Origin of the sequence: Seongchinamella unica (genome assembly GCF_004354085.1) — a bacterium.
In the GTDB taxonomy this organism is placed as follows: domain Bacteria; phylum Pseudomonadota; class Gammaproteobacteria; order Pseudomonadales; family Halieaceae; genus Halioglobus; species Halioglobus unicus.
Genome location: NZ_SMSE01000005.1, coordinates 1 through 22,103, shown reverse-complemented (window position 1 = coordinate 22,103; position 22,103 = coordinate 1). Strand labels below are relative to the sequence as shown.

The following is a 22,103-nucleotide window of genomic DNA, read 5'->3' as shown; positions in this document are numbered from 1 at the left end:
TCAATCGCCGAAAAATTCAGCCCGCAGCGCAGGGTAATCCGCCGCTGGCAGGCGCGGCCCGTAATTGGCCACGACCCTGCCCGCCGCGAGGCTGGCAAAGCGGCCGGCAGTAGGGAAGTCCTCACCGCGGCTGAGTGCATAGAGGAAAGCCCCTGCAAACATGTCCCCGGCGCCATTGCTGTCGACGGCCTGCACCCTGTGCGGGGGAATCTCTGCCAGTGAGCTGCCATCAAAGGTCAGTGCGCCTTCGCTGCCACGGGTGATAACGAAGGTGTCGGCGACCTGTTTGAGTTTCTCAATGGCCACTTCCAGATTGTCGGTCTGTCCCCAGCCCAGCGCCTCCGCCTCATTACAGAACACCAGGTTGACTCGCTGGCCGACCATTTCCTCCATGCCCTCACGGAAGAACTCCACCATACCCGGATCGGAAAAACTGATTGCGGTCTTGACGCCGGCTTCCTCGGCAATTTCACGCGCCCGGATGGCGGCGGCCCGGCCGGTGGCAGACGTCACCTGGTAGCCCTCGATGTACAGGTACTCGGAGCGGGTAATCGCGTCCGGCACCAGTTGCTCCACTGACAGCGTTTCGCTGATTGCCAGGTGCGAATTCATGCTGCGCTCCGCGTCCGGGGAAATCAGTACCAGGCACTTGCCGGTGGTACCCTCTTCGCGCTCTCCGTTGAGGCAGTGATCGACCCCCGCTGCCTCCAGGTCGGCAATGTAGATGTCGCCGTCGGCATCATTGGCCACCTTGCAGCTCATAAAGGTGGGGCCGCCGAACTGTGCCGTGGCAATCATCGAGTTACCCGCGCTGCCGCCACTGGCATGGCTGGCCTTCACCAGGTGGCCTTCGAGATGGCTGAGCAGTTCCGCCTGTCGTTCCCCGTCCACCAGGGTCATCATGCCCTTGTCGACGTTCATCTGCACCAGCTCGCTGTCCTCCACCTTGATTTCAGTATCCACCAGCGCAGCGCCGATGCCGTAGGCGACGTACTTCTTCATTTCCAGGGTCCTTATAAGATCAGCGGGGTATTATCCGGATTCACAGCCAGGTTTAAAGGCAATTAATTGCACGATGTCAGGCACGGGGTGGCGGGTTGGTTTGCAGGGGCGTCTGAGGCCAGGGATGGCCGAAGCCGAGCGCACAGGGACGTGCTTGTAGCGTACCCTGCAAGCCAATCCTCCATGTCGGGCCGGCGGGTAGCATCAGCGACAATTTTGGCGCCCTGACCGCGAAAGTTGCCAATGAATTAAGTTACACTCGCGCGCTATGAAGAAAACCCGTCACCTGTTATTCAAGCTGTTCCTGGTCCTGGCTGTCATCGCTGCCGGCTACCTCGTCTTCCTCGACGCCAGAATCACCACCACCTTTACCGACAAAATGTGGGAACTCCCGGCCAAGGTGTATGCCCGCCCACTGGACCTGTATGCCGGCGCCGAGCTGACGCCGGACGAGCTGGCCTACGAACTGGAAGTGCTTGGCTATCGCAAGGTCGGTCATACCCGCAGCCCGGGCCAGGTTGCGCGGAACCGTGGACGTTTCGAGATTTTCACCCGCGGCTTTGACTTCCCCAGCGAGACGGAGCCGGCGCGGCGGATTATCGTCGAGGTGGGCCCGACCCGGGTACAGTCCATCAGCGAATCCGGGCGGGGCGTGGACCTCATGCGCCTGGACCCGGCGCAGATCGGCGGCATTTACCCCACCCACGGCGAAGATCGGATACTGGTCAGGCTCGAGGATGTGCCGGAGACCCTTTGGCAGGGCTTGCTGGCGGTGGAAGACCAGCGCTTCTATCAGCACTGGGGTTTCTCCATTACTGGCATTGCCCGGGCGGCCTACAGTAACCTGATGTCGGGCCGCGTGGTAGCGGGCGGCAGCACAATTACCCAGCAGTTGGTGAAAAATTATTACCTCACGCCAGAGCGGACCATCGTCCGCAAGCTCAATGAGGTGCTGATGGCGATCCTGCTGGAGTTGCACTACCAGAAGGACCAGATCCTGGAAAGCTATATCAACGAGGTGTACCTGGGCCAGGAGGGACCTCGGGCGATTCACGGATTCGCCCTTGCGGCCCGGCACTACTTCGATACCCCGCTGGAGCAACTGGGGTTGCATCAGCAGGCCCTGCTGATTGGCATGATCAAGGGCCCCTCGCTCTATAATCCGCGCCGCAATCCGGAGCGGGCGCGGGAGCGCCGCAACGTGGTACTGAACCTGATGGTTGAGCAGGGGGTTATCTCGGAGGAACACGCGGTGGTTGCCAGGGCCATGCCGCTCGGGCTCAACAGTGCGCCGCGGATTCGCGACACTTTTCCCGCCTACCTCGACCTGGTACGCCGGCAGCTGCGCAGGCAATACCGGGAGGAGGACCTCACCTCAGAGGGGCTCACTATTCTTACCGCCTTTGACCCGCTGCTGCAGCGCCAGCTCGAGCGCAGCACCGGGACGGTGATGAACCAGCTGGATGCCGGGGGCTCGTTGCAGACTGCCTCTGTTGTCACCCGCATCGATAGTGGTGAGGTGGCCGCCCTGGTAGGAGGTCGCAAGGTGAGCTATGCCGGGTTCAATCGCGCCCTGGACGCGCGCCGACCCGCAGGTTCGCTGCTCAAGCCTGCCGTTTACCTGGCGGCACTGGAGCAGCCGAGACGCTACTCCCTGGCAACGGTGCTGACCGATGCCGAGTTATCGGTGGCCCAGCCCTCCGGGGAAACATGGCAGCCGCGTAACTTCGATCGTATCGCCCATGGTGAGGTACTGCTGTTCAAGGCCCTTTCACTGTCCTACAACCTGGCCACAGCCCGCCTCGGCCTGGACCTCGGCCTGGACGTGGTGGCCGACATGTTGCGGCGCCTGGGGATTGAGAATTACGTGCCGGAAGTTCCGGCGCTGACTCTGGGTGCCGGGGAGTATTCCCCCTTCGACATGGCGACCATGTACCAGACCATTGCCTCGGGCGGTTACCGAACTCCGTTAAAAACCATTCGCACGGTGCTCGATGCCCGCGGTGAGATCGATACCCGCTATGAGCTGACATATGACCGGGAGGTCAGCCTGCAGGCCGTGTACCTGCTGCAGTACGCGCTGATCGATGTAATGAAGAACGGCACGGGCAAGGGCGCTTACCGTCATCTGCCCGCCAACCTGACGGTGGCAGGGAAAACCGGCACCACCAACGACGGCCGTGACTCCTGGTTTGCCGGCTTTTCTGGCGATCTGTTAACGGTGAGCTGGGTAGGTCGTGATGATAACGGGGGTACGGGGCTGACCGGTAGCAGCGGTGCGCTCAAGGTCTGGTCCCACTTTATGGCGGCATCGAGCAAGCGCCCGGTAGCCTACAACATGCCGGAAGGCATGGTGGTTGAAACGATTGACAGCAGTAACGGCCGCATTACCGGCGAAGGCTGTCCGAATGCCCGGCGCATGCCATTTATCGAGGGATCACAGCCCCGACGCAGCACCAATTGTTCACCCCGGAAGACCGGCATCCGCGACTGGTTCGAGTCCTTGTTCGGCAATTGAACGCCCGCTAGAAGATGTAGTCCCCGACCATTTCTATCACCTGGTCCGCCCAGGCCTGGGGAAAGGGCTCGGTGAGCTCCGGCGAGCGCTCAAAGTCAGGCAGGAAGAGTTCATCCAGCAGTTCCTGCACGGCTACCGGTTCCGAGGTGGCGACGTTGATCTCGCGGTTTATTTTAAGGCTCAGGCGATCGAAATTGGCACTGCCAACGCAGGCCCAGCCATCGAATATCGCCGCCTTGGCATGGGTGAATCCCGGGTAGATGTAGACCCGTATGCCGTGCTCCAGCATCAGGTTGGCGGCGGTGGCAATATTGCGGGTTATGAGGCCGCGATCAGTTTCCAGGGGGATAATCACCCGCACGTCGACGCCTCGCCTTCTGGCCTCAATCAACTCATGCAGCAACTCGTCGTCGGTGAAGTAGGCGTTCTGGATGTAAATGTAGTCCCTTGAGCGGCGGATAGCTTCGCGCTGCAGGCTGAATATTTCCTGCTGCCCGGGGCGGGTGTGGATCAGTCGCAGGGGATAGCCGCTGGACCAGGCATTGACGGGCTTTGGATCGCGGCTGAGCATCATGCCGAAATCCCCAAACCAGCCCGCCTTGGCCCAGGCCTGGGAGAATTCCCGATTGAGTTCGTCCACCACCGGGCCCCTCACTTCCATCATCAGGTCGTGCCAGTCATAGCGATATTCTCGGCCTATATTCATGCCGCCGAGAAAGGCGATGCGCTGATCGATGATCATGGTTTTCACGTGGTCGCCCATCAGCCAGGTGTTCTTGACCGCGCGCACGTCGATGTCGGACCCCTGTTCCAGGAAGCGGTGAATGGAAATCGGCTTCTGATGGTGGTCCGGCTCGGTTTCGGAATGTTCACCGCCGGCGATGATGGTACCGAGCCCGTCGAACAGTACCCGCGTTGTTATCCCCTCCCGAGAGCGACGCTTGAGTTGCTCGGCAATGGTCAGGGCCACGTCATCGTTGTCGAAGATATAGGCGCGGATGTCTACCGAGTGGTCAGCCGAAGCCACCGCGTCGATAAAACGCGGGAAGAAAGCATCACCGTCCACCAGGAAGTCGAGCGTCCCGGCGCTGGCCTCACGCCCCAGTCGCTGGTCCAGCGTCTGTTCCCAGGCCACCAGGTCCATGGGTGGATCATCGGACAGCGCCGGGAAGCTTGCCTCCCCGGGCGCTGGTGACACCAGCGTCCGGCCGGGCTGCACCGCGGTGTCGGTCAGCAGGGCGATTAACGATTGCGCTGAGGTAAAGGGACGCATCGGCACGCTGTAGGTGTGACTGCCGACAAAGTGCCACAGGGATTGCAGCCAATGGGCTGCCGGCAGCTGACTGCCCATGCCCGCGGGCAATTCGTCGTAGCGAACGAGGACGATGGCCTGGGTCCGGGTGTTGATGTAAATAAAGGGTATTGCTCCCGCCTCCAGGTCACCGGTGTTGAACAGCACCTCGCCGCCCTGGACGCCCTGCTCCTGGAGAAACTCCAGCAGTACCGGCTCCCAGCGATGGTAATACTCCTCGAGGTTGATATGGTCAGCCACTTCATACCACGCCGGTTTGTCGATCAGTCGACGTGCCCGGAACCTGCCCTCACGGTCATAAAAGAAAAAATAATCCCCACGCTCAAGGCTGACCGCCACGCCGCTGTTGCTGCGAGTGGGCATGAATCCGGAAAAGACCCGGTCGCGAAAGCTGGCCCAGGCACTGAGTCCGAGTATGGGCACCGGCGTTAACCGGTCGCGGATGTCCTGCCAGTTTCCCAGTGGCTCTGGAATCAGTGCATCGACCTCGGCAGCCTGGTAGTGGCCATCGGCCGAGCGCTGCAATAGCTGGCGTCCCTTGAGGTCGCCCGCGGCGTAGAAGTACTCATTGTTGTGGCGATAGCGCAGAAAGTAGCGTCCCTCGCCCCGGAACGCCTCGACGGCGATAAGGGCTTCCTCGGGAGGAACCTGTTCGCCGATAGGTGCCATCGGGGGAGGGGAACTGCAGGCGGCAGTCAGGCAGGTGAGGGCGATGAGCCAGATGTAGCGACCGTGAGTGGTGAGCATACGCAGTCCCTTGTGCTCCGATTAGGCCATTCTGGCACCAGTTGGCGCTCGAGTGGGCAAAAAACTGCCTGAAAATTGATCTGCCCCGGGTAAAAAATTCGCTGTCACTGCGTCTGATTCGGGCCGCGCCTGGGTTACACTCTGGCAGCCATGAATCTGCCGGAGTTCGACGTGTTATTGACCCAAGCGAGAATGCCCCTGCTGGCCATCGCGCTCTTACTGCTGCCCGCCTGCGGTACCAACCCCTACTCCCTGCCCAGGATTGAAACCGGCGAGCCAGAGGTCACTGAGCCGGTGCCTGAGGCGCCAGCGCCCAGCGCGCCTGTAGACCCCCCTGTGAATTCAGCCGCCGGTGCCCACAGTGGCCTGTTGGCCAAGGCGGAAAGTGCCATGGCGCGGGGTGATTATGAAGAATCCCTGGCCTACCTGCAGCGGGCCCAGCGGATTGACCCCGACAACGCAGAGGTCTACCTGGCCATGGCCCAGACCCATTCGGCAGCGGGTAATTCAGCCCAGGCAAGGGCCACCGCAGAAAGGGGGCTGTTGTACTGCAGCGGTGTCAGCCAGTGCAATGCCCTGCGGGCCTACCTGCCCTAGCGATTCTCGCAGACCAGCTCGAAGCCCGCGTCCCGCGCTTCGAAGCGCAGGTGCTGGTTGATGCAATTGGGCACATCTCCCGCTGAGTGGCTGACGAAAATCACCTGGGTATCGCTGTGGGCGGCGATGTGGTCTACGGCCCGCAGCATCAGTCGTCGATGGTGGCCGTCGAGTCCGAGGGTGGGTTCGTCCAGTAGCAGAATCGCCGGCGACTTGACCATCGCCCGGGCCAGTAACACCATGCGCTGTAGCCCGAAAGACATGCCATCGAAGCTGTCTCGCGCAATCTCCCCCAGTCCCAGTGCGGTCAGCCATTGCCCGGCGATAGCCCGCTGGCCGTCGCCCCAGTCATCGTAGAGGCCGATACTGTCAAAAAATCCTGACAGCACGACTTCCAAAGCTTTCATCCCGCGGGCGAAGTTGAGGTGCAACTGGTTATCCAGCTGGCCGAACTTCTGCTTGATATCCCAGATGCTCTCGCCGGAGCCCCGGCGTATGCCAAACAGGGTGATGTCCTGGCCGTAGGCCTTGTGATTGTCGCCGGTGATCAGGCTGAGCAGGGTGCTCTTGCCACAGCCGTTAGGCCCGGAAATATAGCAGTGCTGGCCGCGGTCAAAACGCCAGTTGACGCCGCTGAGCACCTGCAGGTCACCGTAACGCACATCGACCTGCCTGAGCAGCAGCAGCGGGCCCTCAGCCGGCAGCTGGAACTCCCGCGCGGCCGGAGCCGGCAGTGGCCCCAGCGGCGCGGCCGGCGGATCGAGGAGCGCTCGGGTGATTTTGAGCCCCAGCACTTCCTCCCGGCTGCCCCGGGCCAGGATCGCTCCCCGATCGAGCAATAACAGGTGACTGATTCCCGCCGGAAGGTCCTGCAGCTGGCGACAGAGCAGCAGCATGGATTGCTGTGACGCGATGAGTTCATCGATGACGGTGGCCAGTTCCTGTTGCGCGGCGGCATCGAGGCCATCGAGGGGTGAATCCAGGATCAGCAGCGCGGGGCGGCTCAGTACCGCCTTGATCAGCAGGGTTTTGCGCATCTCCCCGGTCGAAATGTAACGCAGACCACGGTCCAGTATGTGGCCGATATTCATCCGCTGTACCCAGTTGTCGAAAGCCTCTCCCGGTTCGCCCCCGTCGAGAATGAGTTCCCGGACGAGTGTGCCGGGGTCACTGGCATCCGCCCGGGTTTCAGAGTCGTCCAGCTTCCGGTCGCGCTCACACAGCGCCCGGGCCTGCTCGAAGCAGACGTAGGCAACGCCGCGCTCGGCCATCAGCGCCGAGCGGCGGTACTCGCCGCCATAATGGCTCGCTTGGCCGCTGATTATATTGGCCAGGCTGGTTTTGCCGGCCCCGTTGGGGCCCAGGCAAGCCCATTGTTGGCCCTGGTCTACGTCCCAGTTGATATGAGCCAGGGCTGGCAGGGCCCGATACACCAGGTGCACGTCTTTCATTGTGAACAGGTTTATGTTGTTCATGGTCAATTGCCTCCGCGCCGGTCTCGCTTGTAAGTGACGCCGGTGGCTGGCTTAATCCTTAAAACGTTGGTGGATGAATACTGTTGTCGGTTTCCCTGTTACAGCTGATCGAGACGCGCCTCCCGGAACATAGCCCGAAGAGGCCCCTGCTGCGAACGTTGATGAAGCGTTCCGCAGTCGCCATGATCCTGCAGATCAGGCAGGGCGAACTGCACATTCTAATGATCAAGCGGGCGGAAAGGGAGGGTGATCCCTGGTCCGGGCACATGGCGTTCCCCGGAGGTCGAATGGACAAGGCCGACGCCAATGGTTACGCCGTTGCCGTCCGTGAAACCGAGGAGGAAGTCGGCCTCACCCTGGGGCCGCAGGACCGCTGCCTCGGGCGCCTGAGCGACCTCAATGCCCGGCCACGCAAAGGGGTGCTGGGCATGGCGGTCACGCCCTTCGTGTTTCACCTTGAACGGGAGGTCAGTTTCACGCCCAACTATGAAGTGGCCGAGGTGGTCTGGGTCCCGCTGGAATTCCTGCTGCACACTGACAACCGCGAACAAATGACCTGGAACTACAAGGGACTAGCGATACCCATGCCCTGTTATCACTATGAGGGACAGGTGATCTGGGGACTTTCGCTGATGATGCTGGATGAGCTGATGGACCTGGTCGAGGGTCGCAACCCACGGCGTCCGCGCTGGCGGCGGCGTTGACCGGTCCCTCAGTGCAGGACCGTCGTCGCGGGCGTTGATGGCCCCTGTTGCTTGGCCCGGTACATGGCTCGATCAGCCTTTTCTTCCAGTTCTGTCTGGCTGGTGCCGTCTTGGGGATAAATCGCCACTCCACAACTGACACTGAGCACCATCATCTGGTTGCGTAGTTTGACCGGCTGTTCCACCGCGGCGACAAGCTTGGCGGCGATCTGCGGAAGATCTTCCGGGGTGCGCATGTTTTCCATCAGTACCACGAACTCGTCACCGCCGAGCCGGGCGATCAGGTCTGTTTCCCGGACCTGGGTCTTCAGGCGTTCCCCCAGTTTTACCAGCAGCGCGTCTCCCATGCCGTGACCGTGGGTGTCGTTGATCGCCTTGAAGTCGTTCAGGTCAAACATTAACAGTCCCACTGTCCTGCCCTGGCTGCGGGCCCGCTTGAGGCTTTTTGCCATGCGCTGCTCGTAGTAGCGACGGTTGTAAAGCCCGGTCAGGTCGTCGTGGGTAGACAGGTAATCCAGCTCATTGTTGGCGCTCTGCAGCGCCTGCCGCAGGTGTTTGTTCAATTCCGCATACACCATGATGATACTGACCACCGCCAGGCCCATTGCGGCGTAGGCGATGGTGATGGCCAGGTTGTAATTCTGCGGCATGATAATTTGCTGAAACTGCATGCCGAGTCTTTCCAGGCCGAGAATGACGGTCCAGATCAGCAGCACCAGGCCGGTCCAGAATGTGCCGGCACCGGTGCCGCCAACAATCGAGGCCATGACCGGCGCCAGGATCAGCAGGGCGTAAGTGGGCGACCGGGTGCCGCCAAAGTAGACACAGGCCACGGTGAAAGCCCCGGTGTAAACCAGCAACAACATGTGCAGCGCGGCGATGCGATTGTTCAGGTAGCGCAGGATCAGGACGCTCACCAGCACGCTGAAGCCGGCGATGACCAACAGCGATGTGGCTGCCAGCCTGCCCTCGGGTGACAGGTCTATGATCAACGGGGTTACCACGGTGACGATGATGACCGTCAGCAGCCAGAAAAAACTGGTGAGCGCCAGGATTCGCTGCCGGTAGTGTTCTTCATCCAGTGGCCGCAGCGGATCGCGACCGGTGCAAAGCGCGATCCACCAATCCCGGATGCGGGCCATAAAGTGCAACACGTTGGTCATGGCTTCCCGATTGTCAGGTGTGCAATGACCGGGTTATACCGCAAGTTTTTGCCAAAAACCTGCATTATCCGGAGATTTCAACAGATTTCCCTGTCTCCCTCAGTCCTCGTCACCGCGCAGGAAAGCCCGGGTGTCGAGTCGCAAGTCCCGCAGTGCGGGATCTTCCCGGCTGGCTTCCAGCAGGGCCGAGGCCCCAATCTCGCCGTTAACGAAGGCGTTGACCAGGTCCAGCAGTACAGGGGTCATTTTGGGGTCGTGCACCCAGCGGGGCGAGTCAACCAGCGCACCGCTGACAAAGTCTCCACGCAGTTGCAGCCAGTAGCCGCCGCAGCTGGATAAGCGGTAGTCGCCAATGCGTCCGTAGCTGAAGTTTGGGGTGTTGGGGTTGAAGCCACCGGGCACAGTTTTATCGATGCGCTGCAGCGCCATGACCCAGGTCGAGTCTGGCGGGAACAGTTCCGGTTCGGGGCGGCAGTAATCGGCCGTTTTCAGCCAGATACGGATTTCTTCGCCCGGGGTGGACCCGCGGAGAGTGCGCTGGATGTCAAGGTCGACGGAATTGCCCTTGCGGCTGACAATACGGCCAGCGACCACCAGGTCGGTTTCATGCTGGACATCGGCGAACGACCCCTGCCAGAGGCATTCGCACTCCGCCCAGCCCGTCTGGCAGGCGGTCGCGAGACAGATGGCTAGCCAGCATCGCTTGAACATGGGTTTACTGCAGCGCTTTGGCCGCCTCCAGGGCGAAGTAGGTGAGTATGCCGTCACAGCCCGCGCGCTTGAACGCCAGCAGTGATTCCAGCATGACCGCTTCCCGTTGCAGCCAACCCTGCTCAAAGGCAGCCTGGTGCATGGCGTACTCACCGCTGACCTGGTAGGCGAACGTGGGTGCCTTGAGCTCGTCCTTCACCCGGCGAACGATGTCCAGGTAAGGCATGCCAGGCTTGACCATGATCATATCCGCACCCTCGGCCAGGTCCAGGGCGCATTCGTGCAGGGCCTCGTCGCTGTTGGCCGGGTCCATCTGGTAGCTGAACTTGTTGCCACCCTTGATATTGCCGGCACTGCCCACCGCGTCGCGGAATGGGCCGTAGTAGCTGGAGGCGTACTTGGCGGCGTAGGACATGATCAGGGTGTTGGGCCGGGCGGCCGCTTCCAGGGCCTGGCGAATCGCGCCGATGCGGCCGTCCATCATGTCCGAAGGGGCCACCACATCGGCACCCGCTTCGGCGTGGGACAGGGACTGCTTGACCAGTACCTCGGTGGTGCGGTCGTTGAGAACGTAGCCGGAGTCGTCGATGATCCCGTCCTGGCCATGGGTGGTAAAGGGGTCCAGGGCGACATCGGTGATCACACCCAACTCGGGAACCGCATCCTTGAGCGTTTTTACTGTCCGTTGCACCAGGCCGTCGGGGTTGTAGGCTTCCTCGGCCTGCAGGCTTTTGCGTTCGCCAGCCACTACCGGGAACAGGGCGATAGCCGGTACTCCCAGGCCGTGAAGTTCTTTTGCCTGGCCCAGCAGCAGGTCAATGCTCAGGCGCTCTATTCCGGGCATGGAGGGGATCGCTTCGCGCTGGCCCTCGCCCTCGAGCACAAACACGGGAAAAATAAGGTCGGCGGGCGTCAGCAGGTTCTCACTTACCAGCCGGCGGGAGAACTCACGAGCCCTCAATCGACGCATTCGAGTAGAGGGGTAAGGACCTCTGCTTGAGCTGAATGACATGAAAACTCCTCCGTTACAGGGCGGCGAACGCGGCGGTGGCGGCGTCGACGGTGGCCTCGATATCTTCGTCGCTGTGGGCACTGGAGGTGAAGCCGGCTTCGTAGGAAGCCGGAGCGAGGTAGACCCCTGCCGCCAGCATGAGGTGGAAAAAGCGGTTGAACCGCTCGGTATCGCAGGCCATGACCTGGTTGTAGTTGCTGATGCTGTCGGCGTCGGTGAAGAAGCCGCCGAACATGGTCCCGGCGCTGTTGGTGGTGAAGGGGACCCCCGCCTTGTCAGCTGCCGCCTGCAGGCCGTCGCAGAGCGCCCGGGTGCGGGTGAACACCGGCGGGTAAAAGCCGTCTTCGGAGATAATGTCCAGCGTTGCCAAACCGGCAGCCATGGCCACGGGATTTCCGGACAGGGTGCCGGCCTGGTAAACCGGCCCAAGGGGCGCTATCTGTTCCATGATCTCGCGCTTGCCGCCAAAGGCGCCGACCGGCATGCCGCCGCCGATGACCTTGCCCAGTGTGGTCAGGTCCGCCTCGACGCCGTAATAGCCCTGGGCGCCCTGCAGGCCGAAACGAAAGCCGGTCATGACCTCGTCCAGGATCAGCACTGCGCCGCTGTTGTCACAAACCTCCCGCAGCGCCTCCAGGAAACCCGGTAGCGGCGGAATACAGTTCATATTACCGGCCACCGGCTCCACGATGATGCAGGCAATGCTGTCGCCGTGCTCGGCGAAAGCCTGGCGCAGACCGTCGATGTCATTGTAGGTGAGGGTCATGGTGTGGTCGGCCAGGGCCGCCGGAACTCCCGGAGAGCTGGGTACACCGAGGGTCAGGGCCCCAGAGCCCGCCTTGACCAGCAGTGAATCCGAGTGGCCGTGGTAGCAGCCTTCGAACTTCACGATGGTGTCCCTGCCGGTATAGCCGCGGGCCAGGCGAATGGCGCTCATGGTGGCCTCGGTACCGGAACTGACCATGCGCACCAGGTCCATGCCGGGCATGATGTCGCAGATACGGTCGGCGAGCTGGATTTCCAGTTCAGTGGGTGCACCGAAGCTGAGCCCCTTTTCACATTGCTTGATCACTGCCTCGCGCACCCGGGGGTGATTGTGGCCCATCAGCATCGGTCCCCAGGACAGAACGTAATCGATATAGCGTTTGCCCTCAGTATCGAAGACATAGGCCCCTTCGCTGCGCTCGATAAAAACCGGCGTGCCGCCGACGGCCTTGAATGCCCTTACCGGCGAGTTGACGCCCCCGGGAATATGCCGGCGGGCGCGTTCAAAGAGTTCCTGCGAGGTGCTCATAACTATCTGCTCTGGTGGTTTGATCAATCCAGGTCCGCGGACCGGGGGGGCGAATTATCCTGTTTGGCCCGGAGAATATCCAGCGCTGTCAAAATGGTTTCAGTACGGCGAGGATAATCATGGCGAACAGGAACACGACGGGTACCTCGTTGAAAAAGCGGTAAAAGACGTGGCTGTGATCATCTCGCGATTCCAGCATCGCCTTGACATAACGGCCGCATTGCAGGTGATAAACCACCAGGCAGGCCATGCCGCCGAGTTTCAGCCATAGCCATTTTGCCTGCAGGTAATAAGCGGGATTGAGCGCAATCAACCAGATACCCAGGGCCGCCAGGATAATCATGAAGGGCGTAATAAAGCGATACAGCCGTTGCGCCATTTGGGCCAGGGTGGCGCGGGTCTCCGGGTTTTCGCTGGCGGCGTAGTTGACGAATATGCGCGGCAGGTAAAACAGGCCGGCAAACCAGCAGACCACGAAGATGAGATGTAGGGCTTTAATCCACAGCATGGGGTGTCCTTGTTGGCTATAGCCTGCTGAGAGTGAATTTCTCGATGCTCTCACGGGTGATGACACCGTGGAGTATCGGTTGGCTGGAGGAGCGGCTGCGCTCATAGACGCAGACCGCCTCCACGGTTTGGTTGCCGATATTGTCCATGGCCTGGCGCAGGCTGGCCTGTATCGGGACATCCGTCAGGGTCCAGCGGCGAATGTCGGCCTCGGTGATGTCCACGGATTGCTCGGCATCCTGTTCGCCCAGCCAGTCGAGGAGATCCTGGCCCTGTACCAGGTAAAGGTCCTGCCCATCCCGGCCGACCAGGCACCAGGCCGGATTGAACTCCAGCAAAGGCTCCCGATCGGTCGGGTCCAGGGAGGCAGGTACCCGGACCACCCGGGTGTCCATGATGGCTCCCACATGGGTACTGTGCAGCAGCTGGTTGAGGGGGTCGCTGGGCACTGCTCGCTGCAGCTGGCGCAATATGGTCTGGTGCAGGGAGCGTTGGCGGAGCATACCGGTGCTGGTGAGGGTGGCAGCGACAATGGCCAGCATCGCCGGCATGCCAATGCTCATGGAGTGAGTCAGCTCGATCACCGCCAGAATCGCTGCCAGGGGGGCATTCATGACTGCTGCCATTGCCGCACCCATGCCGACGATAATGTACAGGGTCGGGTCCGAAGCGAGTTCCGGCAGCGCCAATTGGCCGACGAGCCCGATGGCCCCGCCGATGCAGGCACCGATGAGCAAACTGGGACCGATTACCCCCACCGGCAAGCCCACCCCGACGGTGATGGCAGTCGCCAGGATCTTGGCGGCGGCAATCACCAGCAGGGCGAACAGTGCCAGTTGCCCGTCCAGCGCCAGGGAAAGAGTGTCATAACCCATGCCCATGACCTGCGGCACGACTAATGCCAGCCCACCGGTGACCAGACCGGCGGTGGCAAACCGGATGATCACGTTGTGGTGGGACAGGCGGGCGGTGTATTTACTGATCAGGATTAAGGCGACAGCCGCCAGGCCACAGCAAAATCCGAGGAAGGCGATGTAGGGTATCTCCCACAGTGACGCGAGCTGGACCGGGGGAATGCTGAAAGCCACGCCGCCGGCCGTCAGGGTCCGGCTTACCGCCGAGGCCGAGACCGCCGCCAGCATAACCGGGATAAAGCCAACCACCGTGTACTCGGCGATGATGACTTCCATGGCGAAGATAACGCCCGCCAGGGGCGTGTTGAAGGCCGCCGCTATGCCCCCTGCGGTACCGCAGGCAATGAGTATCCGCAGACTGTTGTTGGGTAGTTGCAGGCGCTGGCCCAGCAGGCTGTTAACCGCGCTACCCAGGTGTACGCCGGGGCCTTCACGGCCCCCGGATTGGCCACTGGCGAGGGCGAATGCGCCGGCAAAAAACTGCAGGACGGCATTGCGTGCGGGGAGTACACCGTAATGGGAGTGCATCCGGCTGAGCACGTGGACGATGCCCACCTCGCGGTTCTCGCTACTTAGGAAGTGGTAGCCGATTCCCAGTAGCAGGGCGCCCGCGGCAGGCAGCGCAAAACGGAATCCGGGAGACAAGGATTCAAAATCTTCACCGTGATTGCCCACTCCCCAGAGCGCGGCAAGCTGGATGATCGCCTGCTCAAAAGCCAGGATCACCAGCCCCGATGCAACCCCGCCGATGACTCCCAGCAGGGAGTAGGCCAATACGGAGTCGTAGTTGGTCAGGTAGCGGCGATAATTGCTGATCAGCTGGCTCACGGAGTGGCAGAGTCCGGGTCAAAAAGACAATATTACCAGTTATTTGGGCTGCCATTGCTTTTATACTACGCGGTTCCCGGCGTCCCCGGTATCGGGCAGAAAGAATGACAGGAAAGGCTATGATCAAGATTGGAATTGTTGGAGGCACCGGATATACCGGCGTCGAACTCCTGCGCTTGCTGGCGCTGCATGAAGACGCCGAAGTGGTGGCGATCACTTCCCGCGCTGAAAGCGGCCGCCGGCTCGATGACCTCTACCCCAATCTTCGCGGCTATTATGACCTGGCTTTCACGGAACCCGATGTGGCCCGGTTGGCTGCCTGTGATGTCGTGTTTTTTGCCACGCCTCACAATGTGGCGATGAATCTGGTTCCCGAGTTGCTCGCGGCAGGTGCCCGGGTGATCGATTTGTCCGCAGACTACCGAATTCGCGATGCCGAGCTGTGGTCACGCTGGTACGGCGAACCCCATGCCAGCCCTGATGTCCTGCCGCAGGCGGTCTACGGGCTGCCTGAGCTGAATCGTGAGCAGATAGCCAGCGCCAGCCTGGTGGCCTGCCCCGGATGTTATCCGACCTCGGTGCAGTTGGGCCTGATTCCTCTGCTGGCGCGCGGCCTGGTTGATACCCAGCACCTGATTGCCAGTGCCGCATCCGGAGCCAGTGGCGCCGGCAGGCAGGCCAAGGTCGACAACCTCCTGTCCGAGGTGGCCGATAGCTTCAAGGCCTATGGTGTGTCCGGTCACCGCCATTTGCCGGAGATCGAACAGGGTCTGGCGGACGTGGCTGGCTGCCCGGTGCAGCTGACATTTGTGCCGCACCTGCTGCCGATGATTCGCGGCATCCACGCCACCTTGTTCGCCCGCCTGGTGGACATGAGTGTGGACCTGCAGGCGCTTTACGAAGAGTGGTACGCCGAGGAACCGTTTGTCGATGTGCTGCCGGCGGGCATGTTTCCCCAGACCCGCACAGTCAAGGGCGCCAATCGCTGCCAGATCGGCCTGCAGGTTCCGCAGGGCCGCGATACCGTCGTGGTGATGTCGACCATTGACAACCTGGTGAAAGGCGCGTCGGGCCAGGCGGTCCAGAACATGAATATCATGCTGGGCCTTCCCGAGGACAGGGGATTGCAGCAGGTAGGCTTGCTTCCCTGAGGTCCGGACGTGCCCTTTACCCGTAAACGCCATCTGGGCAGTCGCGAGCTGCGGCGACTGCAGCGGCAGCGCCTGGGATTGGCGGGAGTGGTGATTGCTGCCCTGCTGGTACTTGCATTCTACCTGGGCGAGCAGGCCGCCTACCGCGGTATGGGCCTCAACCCGGAGCTGTACCGGGTGATGAAAGCCGAACTGCCGCGCCTGCAGCAAGAATTGGGCAGCCTCAGGACAGAGCTGGAGGTGCAGCGAACCCAGACCCAGGTCAGCGAGCAGGCACTGGAAATGGTGCGCCGGGAAATCGCCGAGCAGAAAGAACAGATAGCCTCGCTCGAAGAGGGCCTGCAGTTTTATCGCAGCCTGATGGCCCCGGGTGAGATTGCCCAGGGCCTCAGCCTGCGTCCGCTGGAGTTGGTGGCTTTGGATATGCCGGGCCAGTTTTCTTTCCGCATCGTTGCCCAGCAGGAGGCGCGTAAGCATTCGTTGCTAAAAGGTGAGTTAAGTGCGGAGGTGGTTGGTGTGCTCGACGATCAGCAGGTAAGCTATTCGCTGGCAGAACTGAGCGATGATCTGGAGGGGCCGGCGATAACGCTGAGGTTCCGTTATTTCCAGTCGATCGAAGGGACGTTGGTACTGCCGCAGGGTTTTGAACCCGGGAGCGTGCGTCTGCTGGCAACAGCCACCTCGCCACGCAAGATGGAGGTCAGGGAGGAATTTTCCTGGCAGATTAATGAGAGGTTTACCCATGTTGGGAAATAAGAAATCCGGATTTGGCGCCGGTGGCAACACCACGCTGGTGGCTCGCGATACAACTGTCGTAGGAGACGTCCATTTTAGCGGCAGCCTGGACATTGAAGGGGTCGTGCAAGGCAATATTCTCGCCGAAGAAGGGAAGGATGCGCTTGTGCGGATAATTGACAAGGGGCGGGTGCAGGGGGAGATTCGAGCGCCTTCGGTGGTGATAAATGGCGAGGTCGAGGGTGATGTGTACTCCGGCAAACACCTTGAGCTTGCGGCCAAGGGCCGTGTTCACGGCAATGTTCACTACACCTTGCTGGAGATGGCGGCAGGGTCCGAGGTCAATGGCAGCCTGACTCACATCAATAGCGGCGAAGCCAAGCGGGAAAAGCCCCAGGACCCCACGGTAGAGGTGACTGAGGTCGGTGCGGGCAAGCAACCGGCAAAGGATCAAGTCGCCTCAGCTAAAAGTTGACCAAATTAGTCGGATTTACGATAATGGGCCGTTATCAAATTTCTGACGGCCCCTTAACGAGGCCAAGAGCCAAACCATGTCTGTAGCTGAAGCTTTCAATCCAAGCAGTATCAACCTTACCGCCAACGCCGTCCGCAAGGTGCAGGAGCTGGTGTCTGAGGAGGAGAACAGCGAACTGAAGCTGCGCGTTTATATTACCGGCGGGGGCTGCTCCGGCTTCCAGTACGGTTTCAGTTTTGAAGAGGAAACGGCGGAGGACGACACGGCCATCGAACAGGGCGGTATCACCCTGCTGGTGGACCCGATGAGTTTCCAGTACCTGGTGGGTTCGGAAGTGGACTACACCGAGGGCCTCGAGGGGTCCCGCTTTGTGATCAACAACCCCAACGCCACTACCACCTGCGGCTGCGGCGCCTCCTTTTCGATCTAGCCTGGATTCACGCGCCTGCGGCAGTGGGCGATCACTGATTGCCCGGGTAGATTGCGCCCAGTACTCTTGCCTGCGCTGCGCCGGTGACTTCCGGAGCGTTGCCAGGCAGGCCCGCCAGTGTGCGTGAGGCCAGCCAGCCGAAGGTGGCCGCTTCCACCCAGTCCGGTTCTATTCCCAGGGCCGATGTGGTGCCAATATCGCAGTCTGGCAGGGCGCTATCGAGACGCGTCATCAATGTCTGGTTATGAGCGCCGCCGCCACAGACGTAAACCTCGGTGACGGCCAGCCCGGACTGCCCTATGGCATTGGCAATGGTCTTTGCGGTGAACTCCACCAGGGTGGCCTGCACGTCTTCGGGGCGAAGCTCCGGAAGCCCGGCCAGCAGGTCGTACAACCAGGGCAGGTTGAAAGCCTCTTTGCCGGTACTTCGCGGGCCGCTGAGTTGCAGGTAGGGGTGTGACAGCAGCTTGGCCAGTAGTTCGGGTACCTGCTCGCCGCTGGCGGCCCACTGACCGTCCCGATCGTAGGGCAGGTGCCGTTGCCGCTCTATCCAGTGATCCAGCAACGTATTTCCGGGTCCGGTGTCAAATCCGGCAATCAGCGAATTGCCCTGTAACAGGGTGGCGTTGGCAATGCCGCCGATGTTGACCACGGCGCGGTTTACGCCCTCAGCACCAAAGGCGCCCCGGTGAAAGGCGGGCGCCAGCGGTGCACCCTCGCCACCCGCGGCGATATCACGTCGTCGAAAGTCGGCCACGGTGGTGATGCCAGTGGTTTCGGCAATGGTGTTGGGGTCACCGATCTGCAGGCTGAAGCTCTGCCTGTCACTGTGACCTCCGGAACGTGGGCGGTGGCGAATGGTCTGGCCGTGACTGCCGATGGCGGAAATCTCCGCCGGGCTCTTCCCTGCCGTGTCTAACAGGGCCAGCGCGGCAGAAGCGAACAGCTGACCCATCTGCCGGTCGAGAATCCCGAGATGTTCGATCTCCCCGGGGCCGCTATGGCTCAGTGTGGCAACCTGTTCGCGGACCTCTGTCGGGATGTCCTGTTGCAGGGTGTGGAGCAGTTGGACATGGTCGTCGTCGATTTCAATGAGAGCGCAGTCCACCCCATCGACGCTGGTGCCGGACATCAGGCCGATAAAAAGCTGCTCTGGCAACCTTAACCCCTGTCTTCGCTGGCGTTGGCCATGGCCAGCCGGGTGTCGGTTTCCTGCTGGAGTGCGGCCAGTTGGGCTGATATCCCGGTGATAGCCTGGCGAAAACGCGGCAGCTCCGAGGCTGCGAGGGATTTCGCTTTCGGCAGCTGCTTGTGGATGGTGCGGGGGTTGCGATGAACGCCATTCATGAGGAATTCATAATGAAGGTGCGGTCCGGTTGCTGCACCGGTGGAGCCGACGGTTCCGATTACCTGGCTTTGCGATACCCGCTGCCCCTGTTTCACCCGGCGTTTGTGCAGGTGAAGGTACCTGGTCACAAACTGTTCGCCGTGCTGGATGAAAACGTAGTTGCCGTTGGCTCTGCTGTAGCCTGCCTGGATGACCCGGCCGTCACCGGCGGCATATACCGGCGTGCCGGTCGGAGCCGCATAGTCGGTGCCGCGATGGGGGCGGGCGGTTTTGTAGATCGGGTGTATGCGGCGCGGGTTGAAATTGGAACTGATACGGGTGAAGTCCACCGGGGCCAGCAGGAAAGCCTTGCGCATGCTGACGCCGTCTTCATTGTAGTAGCCGGTTTCGCCGTTGCTGTCGGTATAACGGTAGGCGGTAAAGGTCTTGCCCTGGTTGTTGTAGGAGGCGGCGATGATTTCGCCATCGTCGAATTTCTCGCCGTCCAAATACAGTTCCTCGAACATGAGGTGCATGGTGTCGCCTTTACGGGGGTCCCCCACGAAGTCGATCACTCCACCGAAAATATTGGCCATGTCCATGATGGTTGTGTGTGACAGGCCTGCTTCCTGCCCGGCCATAAATAGCGAGGAGGTGATTACGCCGGTGGCGGATGACTCCCGCAGTTCGGGCTCACGGGTTAACAGCTGGCTGCTGAAGTGGCCGTCCTCGAGCCGGTAGCTCACTGTCTGCAGTTTGTCTTTGACGTGGCGCACGGCGACCAGCTCGCCCTTGTCGTCGCTCTGGAAGGCGATGGTCTGACCCGGATAGATTCGAGCCAGTCCCTTGCCGTGTTCTGATTCGGTGACCACGCGGTGGACATGGCGGTCGTTGTAGCCAGCGCGCTTGAAGATCAGGGAGAGATTGTCACCGCTGCGCACCACCTGTTCATTCCACGGCTGCTCCGCAGCTGGCTCGGTGACGGCAGCAAAGGTGTCGACCGGGGGTTCGGGGGCGAGCTCAGCGTTGCTGGGAAAGGCTTCCTGCTCGATGACCAGGGGCTCCTCGGGCTGTGGCTTTTCGCCACTGCTCAAACCGAAGCCGATAGCCAGGCAGCCGACAACCACCGCAGCTGCCATCACCTGTCCGCGCCCCAGTTTCAACTGTGGCAGCTGCAGTGTGGCCAGCGGTGATTGTTCGGTGCGGATCGCCGTAGCTCCCCGCGGTCGGTTCCCTGCTCGCATATCCCGTCTTTGTTTCCAGTAAATGAGCGCCAAGTATATTAAATAATCAGCAACTTCTATAGGCAAGAAGTGCCGGAAGCTTGCATTTGGGAAGCGGTGTTGTATCTTTGGCGCCCCTTTTTTGACCAATCCAGGACAGACGGCGGAACAACCCATGAGCAGCGCCTTACTTGAAGATCTCCGCGCTCGCGGACTGATATTCCAGATTGCCGGTGAGGATGAACTCCCCGCCTGGCTGGATGGCGGCACCCGCACGCTCTATTGCGGCTTTGATCCGACTGCCGACAGTCTCCATATCGGTTCACTGGTGCCGCTGCTGATGCTGCGTCGGTTTCAGCATGCCGGCCACAAACCGCTGGCGCTGGTCGGCGGCGCCACCGGCCTGATTGGCGATCCCAGTTTCAAGGCGCAGGAGCGCCAGCTCAATACTCCCGATGTGGTTGCAGGCTGGGTGGATAAGTTGAAAAAGCAGGTGTCGCAGTTTATCGATTTTGACGGTAGCGAGACGTCCGCGGAGGTGGTGAACAACCTGGACTGGACCGCGAATATGGATGTGTTGACCTTCCTGCGTGACGTCGGCAAGCACTTTTCCATTAATGCCATGATCCAGAAGGAGTCGGTGAAGCAGCGCATTGAGCGCGAGGGTAGCGGAATCAGCTATACCGAATTCACCTACATGATCCTGCAATCCTTCGATTTTGCCGAGCTCAACGAACGCTACGACTGTACCTTGCAGATCGGCGGATCCGACCAGTGGGGCAATATCACCGGTGGCATCGACCTGACCCGTCGTTTACATGGCAAACAGGTGTTCGGGCTGACCATGCCGCTGATAACCAAGGCTGACGGTACCAAATTCGGCAAGACCGAGTCTGGCACCATATGGCTTGACGCAAACAAGACCTCGCCCTATGCCTTCTATCAGTTCTGGCTGGGATGCGCCGATGCGGATGTATACCGCTTCCTCAAGTACTTTACCTTCCTTGATGTGGCAGAGATCGAGGAAATTGAGCGCGCCGATGCCGAACGCCAGGGTCGCCCCGAGGCCCAGGGCGTGTTGGCCCGGGAAGTGACCTCGCTGGTCCACGGAGATGAAGGGCTGGCAGCAGCGGAGCGGATTACCGAGTCGCTGTTCAGTGGTTCTATCGACAGTCTGGCGGAGAGCGATCTCGCCCAGTTGCGCCAGGACGGGCTGCCGGCCAGCGCAATGACTCGAGACGCCTTCCCGGAGACCCTGACCCAGTTGCTCACCGAGGCCGGCATGGCCGCATCCGGCAAACAGGTCAAGGACGCCCTTGGGCGCAACGCGGTGACCATCAATAGTCGGCCGGTTGGCTGGGAGGCCAACGCCGATGTTTCCGGCTGTTTCGACCCGGAGGCCGCGCTTTACGGTCGCTACTACCTGGTCAAACTGGGCAAGAAGAAGTACCACCTGTTCGAGATAGGCTAGCCGGTCGCAGGGGTCGCAGGGGTCGCAGGGGTCGCCGGGACGGTGTCGCGGACCCGCTTCAGCTGCCGGCAGCGCTCAAATCCTGTGCGCCAAAACTGGCAAAAATTGGCATTTCAGCATAATTTTTAAAAAGGGCTTGCGCTGCCTGGTATCGCTGCGTATAGTTCGCCTCCCTTCGATGAGGGCGGTGTTCAAAACACTGTCGGGAGTAATCAGAAAACCCGAAAGCTATCAATAGCTTAGGAAGTAAAGATTGCAACTCATCGAGGCCGAATCGGAGCAAATTTTTTTAAAAAGTTTGTTGCCAACCGGAGGCCCGGCTGTATAATACGCCTCCGCGCTCGAGGGAGACCTCAGCGCCAACCCGAAACCCTGGCGGTTCGGGTGTTGCTTAACAAGAAGACGAAGACAGATGTGTGGGCACTTGTTGGGATAGTTGATCACGACTATTCAGACACAACAAGTGACCATTGATTCATAGTTTTATGGAACATTGATTTCGAATTG

The 22,103-nt window shown here is 60.9% G+C and carries 19 protein-coding genes; 8 read left to right on the top strand and 11 right to left on the bottom strand.

Translation table 11 applies throughout. From position 1 onward, the window contains the following. Nucleotides 1-1,002 carry an adenosine kinase gene (locus tag E2F43_RS17820; protein WP_133215270.1) on the bottom strand — a complete coding sequence of 334 codons (1,002 nt, stop codon included), beginning with the start codon at nt 1,000-1,002 and terminating at the stop codon, nt 1-3. Between the two features lie 268 nt (nt 1,003-1,270). Here E2F43_RS17820 and mrcB point away from each other — a divergent pair, with 268 nt between their 5' ends. Beyond that, complete coding sequence (mrcB, locus tag E2F43_RS17815) at nt 1,271-3,520, top strand: penicillin-binding protein 1B (RefSeq protein WP_133215268.1); 2,250 nt, start codon at nt 1,271-1,273, stop codon at nt 3,518-3,520. 7 nt (nt 3,521-3,527) lie between these two features. Here the strand turns inward: mrcB and E2F43_RS17810 are convergent, their stop codons facing one another. Further along, nucleotides 3,528-5,579, bottom strand: coding sequence for a phospholipase D-like domain-containing protein (locus E2F43_RS17810; protein ID WP_133215266.1), 2,052 nt, complete (start codon nt 5,577-5,579; stop codon nt 3,528-3,530). 171 nt (nt 5,580-5,750) lie between these two features. Here E2F43_RS17810 and E2F43_RS17805 point away from each other — a divergent pair, with 171 nt between their 5' ends. After that, entirely contained in the window at nt 5,751-6,176 is a 426-nt protein-coding gene (locus tag E2F43_RS17805; RefSeq protein ID WP_165954392.1) for a tetratricopeptide repeat protein, read from the top strand. On the opposite strand, the gene E2F43_RS17800 is transcribed toward E2F43_RS17805, so the two are convergent. Further along, nucleotides 6,173-7,651: an ATP-binding cassette domain-containing protein gene (locus tag E2F43_RS17800; protein WP_133215262.1), complete on the bottom strand. Its 1,479-nt coding sequence runs from the start codon at nt 7,649-7,651 to the stop codon at nt 6,173-6,175. The genes E2F43_RS17805 and E2F43_RS17800 overlap by 4 nt on opposite strands. Before the next feature lie 161 nt (nt 7,652-7,812). Here E2F43_RS17800 and E2F43_RS17795 point away from each other — a divergent pair, with 161 nt between their 5' ends. Next, nucleotides 7,813-8,355, top strand: coding sequence for an NUDIX hydrolase (locus E2F43_RS17795; RefSeq protein ID WP_133215260.1), 543 nt, complete (start codon nt 7,813-7,815; stop codon nt 8,353-8,355). Between the two features lie 8 nt (nt 8,356-8,363). Here the strand turns inward: E2F43_RS17795 and E2F43_RS17790 are convergent, their stop codons facing one another. The 6 genes from E2F43_RS17790 to E2F43_RS17765 all read right to left on the bottom strand — a co-directional run bounded on the left by E2F43_RS17790 (nt 8,364) and on the right by E2F43_RS17765 (nt 14,784). Further along, nucleotides 8,364-9,518, bottom strand: coding sequence for a GGDEF domain-containing protein (locus E2F43_RS17790; RefSeq protein ID WP_133215258.1), 1,155 nt, complete (start codon nt 9,516-9,518; stop codon nt 8,364-8,366). A 99-nt stretch (nt 9,519-9,617) separates the two neighbouring features. Further along, nucleotides 9,618-10,229 carry a delta-aminolevulinic acid dehydratase gene (locus tag E2F43_RS17785; protein ID WP_133215256.1) on the bottom strand — a complete coding sequence of 204 codons (612 nt, stop codon included), beginning with the start codon at nt 10,227-10,229 and terminating at the stop codon, nt 9,618-9,620. A gap of 4 nt (nt 10,230-10,233) precedes the next feature. After that, nucleotides 10,234-11,241 carry a porphobilinogen synthase gene (gene hemB, locus E2F43_RS17780; RefSeq protein ID WP_133215254.1) on the bottom strand — a complete coding sequence of 336 codons (1,008 nt, stop codon included), beginning with the start codon at nt 11,239-11,241 and terminating at the stop codon, nt 10,234-10,236. Nucleotides 11,242-11,254: 13 nt separating this feature from the next. After that, nucleotides 11,255-12,535, bottom strand: a complete 1,281-nt coding sequence (hemL, locus tag E2F43_RS17775; RefSeq protein WP_133215252.1) for a glutamate-1-semialdehyde 2,1-aminomutase — start codon at nt 12,533-12,535, stop codon at nt 11,255-11,257. Nucleotides 12,536-12,623: 88 nt separating this feature from the next. After that, nucleotides 12,624-13,043, bottom strand: coding sequence for a CopD family protein (locus E2F43_RS17770; RefSeq protein ID WP_133215250.1), 420 nt, complete (start codon nt 13,041-13,043; stop codon nt 12,624-12,626). 16 nt (nt 13,044-13,059) lie between these two features. Beyond that, complete coding sequence (locus E2F43_RS17765) at nt 13,060-14,784, bottom strand: chloride channel protein (protein ID WP_133215248.1); 1,725 nt, start codon at nt 14,782-14,784, stop codon at nt 13,060-13,062. Nucleotides 14,785-14,903: 119 nt separating this feature from the next. Here E2F43_RS17765 and argC point away from each other — a divergent pair, with 119 nt between their 5' ends. From argC to erpA, 4 genes are all read left to right on the top strand, one after another. Continuing rightward, complete coding sequence (gene argC / locus E2F43_RS17760) at nt 14,904-15,935, top strand: N-acetyl-gamma-glutamyl-phosphate reductase (RefSeq protein WP_133215246.1); 1,032 nt, start codon at nt 14,904-14,906, stop codon at nt 15,933-15,935. Nucleotides 15,936-15,944: 9 nt separating this feature from the next. Beyond that, nucleotides 15,945-16,691 (top strand): DUF6776 family protein, encoded by a 747-nt coding sequence (locus E2F43_RS17755; protein WP_133215244.1) that lies wholly within the window; start codon nt 15,945-15,947, stop codon nt 16,689-16,691. Further along, nucleotides 16,678-17,145: a bactofilin family protein gene (locus E2F43_RS17750; protein ID WP_133215242.1), complete on the top strand. Its 468-nt coding sequence runs from the start codon at nt 16,678-16,680 to the stop codon at nt 17,143-17,145. The genes E2F43_RS17755 and E2F43_RS17750 overlap by 14 nt, the downstream gene beginning before the upstream one ends. 76 nt (nt 17,146-17,221) lie before the next feature. Continuing rightward, nucleotides 17,222-17,575, top strand: coding sequence for an iron-sulfur cluster insertion protein ErpA (gene erpA, locus E2F43_RS17745; RefSeq protein WP_133215240.1), 354 nt, complete (start codon nt 17,222-17,224; stop codon nt 17,573-17,575). Between the two features lie 31 nt (nt 17,576-17,606). Here the strand turns inward: erpA and E2F43_RS17740 are convergent, their stop codons facing one another. Together E2F43_RS17740 and E2F43_RS17735 are read right to left on the bottom strand one after the other, a co-directional pair. Next, complete coding sequence (locus tag E2F43_RS17740) at nt 17,607-18,734, bottom strand: anhydro-N-acetylmuramic acid kinase (RefSeq protein WP_133215238.1); 1,128 nt, start codon at nt 18,732-18,734, stop codon at nt 17,607-17,609. Between the two features lie 2 nt (nt 18,735-18,736). After that, on the bottom strand, nt 18,737-20,146 hold the full coding sequence (locus tag E2F43_RS17735) for a peptidoglycan DD-metalloendopeptidase family protein (protein ID WP_238947009.1): 1,410 nt from the start codon (nt 20,144-20,146) through the stop codon (nt 18,737-18,739). A gap of 154 nt (nt 20,147-20,300) precedes the next feature. On the opposite strand from E2F43_RS17735, the gene tyrS reads away from it, so the two are divergent. After that, a complete protein-coding gene (gene tyrS / locus E2F43_RS17730; protein ID WP_133215236.1) occupies nt 20,301-21,596 on the top strand; it encodes a tyrosine--tRNA ligase in 1,296 nt (431 codons plus the stop codon). The last annotated feature ends 507 nt before the right edge of the window (nt 21,597-22,103 follow it).

Bases quoted from the DNA above. Each gene is read 5' to 3' on its own strand.
- E2F43_RS17820 (WP_133215270.1), bottom strand. From the start codon at position 1,002: ATGAAGAAGTACGTCGCCTACGGCATCGGCGCTGCGCTGGTGGATACT.
- mrcB (WP_133215268.1), top strand. From the start codon at position 1,271: ATGAAGAAAACCCGTCACCTGTTATTCAAGCTGTTCCTGGTCCTGGCT.
- E2F43_RS17810 (WP_133215266.1), bottom strand. From the start codon at position 5,579: ATGCTCACCACTCACGGTCGCTACATCTGGCTCATCGCCCTCACCTGC.
- E2F43_RS17800 (WP_133215262.1), bottom strand. From the start codon at position 7,651: ATGAACAACATAAACCTGTTCACAATGAAAGACGTGCACCTGGTGTAT.
- E2F43_RS17795 (WP_133215260.1), top strand. From the start codon at position 7,813: ATGAAGCGTTCCGCAGTCGCCATGATCCTGCAGATCAGGCAGGGCGAA.
- E2F43_RS17790 (WP_133215258.1), bottom strand. From the start codon at position 9,518: ATGACCAACGTGTTGCACTTTATGGCCCGCATCCGGGATTGGTGGATC.
- E2F43_RS17785 (WP_133215256.1), bottom strand. From the start codon at position 10,229: ATGTTCAAGCGATGCTGGCTAGCCATCTGTCTCGCGACCGCCTGCCAG.
- hemB (WP_133215254.1), bottom strand. From the start codon at position 11,241: ATGTCATTCAGCTCAAGCAGAGGTCCTTACCCCTCTACTCGAATGCGT.
- hemL (WP_133215252.1), bottom strand. From the start codon at position 12,535: ATGAGCACCTCGCAGGAACTCTTTGAACGCGCCCGCCGGCATATTCCC.
- E2F43_RS17770 (WP_133215250.1), bottom strand. From the start codon at position 13,043: ATGCTGTGGATTAAAGCCCTACATCTCATCTTCGTGGTCTGCTGGTTT.
- argC (WP_133215246.1), top strand. From the start codon at position 14,904: ATGATCAAGATTGGAATTGTTGGAGGCACCGGATATACCGGCGTCGAA.
- E2F43_RS17750 (WP_133215242.1), top strand. From the start codon at position 16,678: ATGTTGGGAAATAAGAAATCCGGATTTGGCGCCGGTGGCAACACCACG.
- erpA (WP_133215240.1), top strand. From the start codon at position 17,222: ATGTCTGTAGCTGAAGCTTTCAATCCAAGCAGTATCAACCTTACCGCC.
- E2F43_RS17735 (WP_238947009.1), bottom strand. From the start codon at position 20,146: ATGCGAGCAGGGAACCGACCGCGGGGAGCTACGGCGATCCGCACCGAA.
- tyrS (WP_133215236.1), top strand. From the start codon at position 20,301: ATGAGCAGCGCCTTACTTGAAGATCTCCGCGCTCGCGGACTGATATTC.